We start from the raw sequence: 5,922 nt of genomic DNA on the forward strand, positions 1-5,922 counted from the left end.
CCGCCCATGATGGCATGTCCGCCGCCGTGCTGCCGCTCTCCGTCACCGTCAGCCCTTCCCGCTGGTTGGTCAGCGTCCCGGTACTGATGCGGATACTCCCCCCGCTGCGTCTCGATGGTCCCCGAACTGTTCAGCACGCTGTCGCTGGCATTGCCCGCCGCGTCACGCTGTATCCACAGGCTGTTCCCCGCCAGGATGTTCCCGTACCGGTTCACCAGCGCGGCCGACAGCAGCTGCAGATTGCCCCCGCCGTACACCAGACTCCCGTTCTCTATCACCCCCCCCGCCTGCACCAGCAGGTCGCCCGCCGTCCCGATAAAACCCCGGTTGACGATATCGCCGCTCGCCAGCAGGCTCAGCGGCCCGCCCCCCTGGATACTCCCGCTCTCGTCTGGCTGATGACCGCCGCCGACAGCGTGCTGTTGCCACCGCCCGCCACGATGCGACCCTGCTGCGTCAGCGTGCCGGTGCTGCTCACCGTCACCCCGCTCCCCTGCAGCGTCCCCCCCTGCACCAGGTCGCCCGTCACGTTCAGCGTCAGCTGTCCCCCCGCCGCCAGCGTGCGCGTCAGGGTGAACGGGTTGGTGATATCCGCCCGCAGGTCGCCCAGCGCCGCCAGCTGACCGTTCTGCGTCAGCTGTCCGGTACGCAGCTGCAGGTCCCCCGCGCTGTACAGCCGCGCCCCGTCCGCGTTGGTCAGGCTCGCCGCCTGCAGCGCCAGCCGCGTCAGCCCCAGCAGCGTCCCCCGGTTCTCCAGCGCCCCGTCGGTGGTGATGTCCAGCTGCCCCGCCTGCACCGTCCCGGCGTTGGTCCACTGCGGCAGGCGCAGCGTCAGCCCGTTCTGCGCCTGCAGCGTGCCGCGGTTGTCCAGCTGCGTGGTGCTCAGCAGCAGTTCCGTGCCCTGCGCCCAGCCCGCGTTGTTCAGTTGCGCGGCGTCCAGCGTCAGCGCCCCGCCCGACAGCAGTTGCCCGCCGCCCAGGTTGTCCAGCACGCCGCCGCTCTGCACCGTCAGCCCGCCGCGCCCCTGTATCTGCCCGGCATTGCTGACCGACGCGCCGCTCAGCGACACCGCCCCGCCGAGCAGCGACGCCCCGGCGGTGTTCTCCAGCTGGTTGTCCAGCGTGACGTTCAGCTGCCCGGCGCCGGTGATGCCGCCCTGATTGCGCAGGCGGCCCGCCCGCAGCGTCACGTCCTGCGCCTGCACCTGTCCGCCCTGGTCTATCGTCGCCGCCGTCAGGCTGAACGCCCCGTTGCCCAGCAGCCGGCTGTCCGCCCCGCCCTGATAGGCGCCGGTGAGCTGTATCGCGCCGTCGGTTATTCCCAGCAGCGTGCCCTGATTGTCCAGCGTGGCCGCGTCCAGCGTCAGCCGGTCCGACTGCCACAGCCCCTGATTGCGCAGCGTGCCGGTGGTCAGGCCGGCGCGGCCGCCGCTCAGCAGCTGCCCGCCGCGCCGGTTGGTGACGCCGTCACCGTATTGCGCGGTAAAACCGCCCAGCGCGGTCAGCGTCCCGCCGTTGTCGAACTGCCGGCCGCGCAGCGTCGCCTCGCCCTGGGTGGTCAACTGCCCGGTATTGGTCAGGCTGGCGGCGTCGAGAGACAGGCCACGCAGGCCGCTCAGCGTGCCGCCGTTGGTCAGCGTGGCGCCGGTAACGCGCAGTTCACCCGCCTGCCACAGCCCGGCGTTGTCGGCGTTGTCGATGGCCAGCGCCGCCGTGCCGCCGCTCAGCAGCCGGCTGCCGGCCCCGCCGGTATAGCGCGACACCCCGCTCAGCGTCAGCGCCGACGTGCCCTGAATGCGACCAAGGTTGCCCACCGTGCCGGCCTGCAGCGTCAGCGCGTCACCCTGTATCTGCCCGGCGTTGTCCAGCGCCGCCGCCGTCACGGTGGCGGTACCGTTGCCCAGCAGCGCCCCGCCGGCGGTGTTGGTCAGCCGCCCCCGGCTGGTCACCTCCAGTTGCGACAGCCCCACCAGCCGTCCGCCGTTCTCCAGCGTCCCGGTGGTCAGTTGCAGCCGGTCACCGCCCAGCTCGCCCAGTTGCGTCAGCGTGTCGGCAGTGACGGTTACCCGGCCATTGCCCAGCACCCGGCTGCCCGCGCCGCCACTGTAGCCCTGCGTCAGGGTCAGCGTGGCGTCGTTCGCCGCCAGCAGCGTGCCGCCGTTGGCGAGCGAGTCCGCCGTCAGCAGCAGGTTACGCCCCTGCCAGCCCCCCTGACTGGTCACCGCCCCGGCCTGTACCTGCCAGTCGCCGTTGCTCAGCAGCGTGCCGGTGTTGCCCAGCGCCCCGGTCAGGCGCAACTCGCCGCCCTGCTCCGCCAGCAGCGTGCCCCGGTTGTCCAGCTGGTTGCCGAACAGTTGCAGCGTGCGACTTTCCAGCCGCCCGCCGTTGGTGATGTCGTCCGCCGTCAGCGACAGCGCGCCGCCGGCCGCCAGCGTGCCCTGATTGTTCAACTGACGGCCGGTTATCCGGCTGTCGCCGCCGCTGACCAGCGTGCCGGTGTTGCTCAGGCCGGCCGCCTGCACATCCTGCGCCAGCTGCCGCACCGCCCGCCGCGTGGTGCGCAGCGGGTCGTCGTCCACCGGCAGCGTGATGTCCAGGTCGCCGGCGCTGGCGATACGCCCGCCGTTGCGCAGGCTGCCGGCCGTCAGTGTCAGGCTGCCGCTCTGCCACTCGCCGTCGTTCTCCACGGTGGCCGCGCCGAGTACCGCCGCCCCCTGCGTCAGCAGTGTGCCGCTGCCGCTGTTGTCGAGGGTGTCGCGGGCCGTCAGCGTCAGCGCCGACAGCCCCAGCAGCTGGCCGGCGTTGCGGATAGCGTCCGCCGTGGCGCTGAGGGTGTCGCCCTGCCAGCGGCCCTGATTGTCCAGCGCCGTTGCCGTCAGCGTCGCCTGCCCCCGGCTCAGCCACTGGCCGTCCGCCCGGTTGCGCGCCGTGCCCGCTATCGCCAGCGTCAGCGCGTCCACCCCCAGCAGGGTGCCGCTGTTGTCGAGCGCCTCCGCCGTCACGCTCAGCGTCTGCCCTTCCAGCCGTCCGCTGTTGCTCAGCGCGCCGGGCAGCGTCACCGTCAGTGCCTCCACCCCGGTGACGGTGCCGCTGTTGGTCAGTGGCCCGCCTTCAAGGGTGACGCGACCGCCGCTCAGCGTGCCCCGGTTGTCCATCTGCTGACCGGTGACCGCTATCGTCTTGCCCTGCCAGTTGCCGCCGTCGTTGGTGATTGTGCTGCCGCGCAGGCTCAGCGCGCCGTCACTGGTCAGGCTGCCCGCCCCGTCATAATTGCCGTTCAGCGTCAGTGCCCCCTGCGACGCCAGTTGGCCGGCGTTGTGCAGCCCGGCCCCGCTGACCGTCAGCGCGCCCCGCACCGACACGGTGCCCCGATTGTCCAGCGCGCCCAGCGTCAGCCGGGTCTCGCCGTTGGCCGCCAGCGTGCCGGTGTTGGTCAGCATCCCGTCTGCCGCCAGTGTCGCCGTCAGCGCGCCGTCGCTCTGTATCCGCCCGCCGTTGCGCAGACCGCCCGCCGTCAGTGTCAGGCTGCCGCTCTGCCACTCGCCGTCGTTCTCCACGGTGGCCGCGCTGAGCACCGCCGCCCCCTGCGTCAGCAGCTGACCGGTGCCGCTGTTGTCGAGGGTGTCGCCGGCCGTCAGCGTCAGCGCCGACAGGCCGAGCAGTTGCCCGGCGTTGCGCACCCGGTCGGCCGTGACGTTGAGGGTGTCGCCCTGCCAGCGGCCCTGGTTGTCCAGCACGCCCGCCGTCAGCCGGCCCGCGCCGTTGCTCAGCCACTGGCCTCCCGCCTGATTGCGCGCCGCCCCGGTGATGGCCAGCGTCAGCGCGTCCACCCCCAGCAGGGTGCCGCTGTTGTCAAGCCGGTCGGCCGTCACGCTCAGCGTCTGCCCTTCCAGCCGTCCGCTGTTGCTCAGCGTGCCGGGCAGCGTCACCGTCAGTGCCTCCACCCCGGTGACGGTGCCGCTGTTGGTCAGTGGCCCGCCGTCGAGCGTGATGCGCCCGCCGTTCAGCGTGCCCCGGTTGTTAATCTGCTGACCGGTGACCGCTATCGTCTTGCCCTGCCAGTTGCCGCCGTCGTTGGTGATTGTGCTGCCGCGCAGGCTCAGCGCGCCGTCACTGGTCAGGCTGCCCGCCCCGTCATAATTGCCGTTCAGCGTCAGCGCCCCCTGCGACGCCAGTTGCCCGGCGTTGTACAGGTCGGCCCCGCTGACCGTCAGCGCGCCGCGCACCGACAGCCCGCCGCTGTTGGTCAGTTGCGTCAGCGTCAGCCGGGTGTCGCCGTTGGCCGCCAGTTGACCGCTGTTGGTCAGCCCGTCCAGCGTCGCCGTCAGCCAGCCGTCGCCGCCCAGGCTCACGGTTCCCGTATTGCGCCACTGCCCGGCCCGCAGTTGCAGCCCCTGCGCCGTCAGCCGCCCCGCCGTCTCCATGTCCCCGGCCGACAGTGTCAGCGTGCCGCCGCTCACCACCGACCCGTCCGCCGTCTGGCTCAGTGGCCCGACGGTGTTCAGGCTCATGCCCTGTCGCCCCTGCAACACGCCGCCGTTCCACAACCCGTCCGCCGTCACCGTCACCGTGCCGCCCGCGACCGTGCCCCGGTTGGCCGTCTCGCCCGCCTGTATCGTCAGGTCCCGACCGGACAGCAGCGCCCCGCCGTTGTCCAGCCCCGCCGCCGCCTGCACCGCCAGCGTCTCGTCCGCCGACAGCGTCCCGCTGTTGCTCAGCACCGGCGTCTGCGCCGTCACCTGCCGTCCGCTCACCGTGCCCCGGTTGTCCAGCACCGCCGTCGTCAGCCTCACCGTCCCGCCCGCCAGCGTGCCCCGGTTGCTCAGCGACCCCGCATTCACCGTCAGGCCGCTCCCCGCCAGCAGCGCACCGTCCCACGCCATCGCGCCCCCGCCCGCCAGCGTCAGGTCGCCCGTCGCCTGCCAGCGGCCCGCGCCGCTCAGGCTGCTGCCGCTCACTGTCACCGCCGGCGCCCCGGCGTCCCCGTCCAGCGTCAGCGCCCCGCCGCTCACCGTCAGCACGCGGCCCGCCTGCCACGCCCCGCCCGCCGCCTGGCTCACCGCCCCCGACGCCGTCAGGCTCACCCGGTCGCCCGCCAGCTGCGCCTGCCCCAGCGACAGCGCCGACCCGCCCAGCGTCAGCCCGTACCCCGCCTGCACCACGCCGTCGTCGCTCACCCCGGCGCTCAGCCGCCCGCCGTCCGCCGTAATGCGCCCGTCGCTCGCCAGCGTCAGGTCCCGCCCCGCCCGCGTCTGGCTGCCCGTCAGGGTGATGCCCTGCGTCCCGCGCAGCGCAATCGCCCCCTGCGCCTGCTGCTGGTCCTGCAGCGCCAGCGTCGCGCCCTGCGCCGTCAGGTCGCCCTGCGCTATCGCGCTGCCCACCTGCAGCCGCCCGTTCGCCGACAGCCGGATGTCCCCCTGCCGCGCGCTCAGCCCGGCGGTGTTCACCCCCACCCCCTGCTCCGTCGACACCAGACTGATGCGGTGGGCGTACATGCCCCCCAGCGCCCCGGTGTCCAGCGCCAGCGCCGGTGACGGCCCGTCCCCCGTCTGCGCCGTCACGCGCCCGTCCATGCCCACCCGGTTCGCCCCCAGCACCACCCGCGCCTCGCGCGCGCTCAGCCCCGCCTGCAGGCTCGCCGTGCGCGCTATCAGCGCAAAGTAGTCGCTCCCGCCCGCGTCCAGCCCCGACCCGTCTATCAGGATGTCCCCGCCGCGCACGTCCAGCCCGCTCAGCCCCCCCGCCGCGTCGAACTGCGGGGTGCCGGTGGTCAGGGTGATGCGCGGGGTGTTGAGAAAGCCGCAGCCGCTGCAGGTGATGCCGTACGGGTTCGCCACCACCACGTTCGCCGCCTGACCGGCCACCTCCAGGTAGCCCGCCAGCCGGCTGCGGTTCGGCGACACCACCTCGTTGAGGATGGCCG

At 73.1% G+C, this 5,922-nt stretch carries 1 pseudogene; it reads right to left on the reverse strand.

What is annotated here, in order from left to right:
• Positions 1-5,922, reverse strand: a pseudogene (locus tag DXX3274_RS23965) (filamentous hemagglutinin N-terminal domain-containing protein); the annotation flags it as partial.

It is taken from the genome of Dickeya sp. NCPPB 3274 (assembly GCF_000406205.1).
GTDB classification, from domain to species: Bacteria; Pseudomonadota; Gammaproteobacteria; order Enterobacterales; family Enterobacteriaceae; genus Dickeya; species Dickeya fangzhongdai.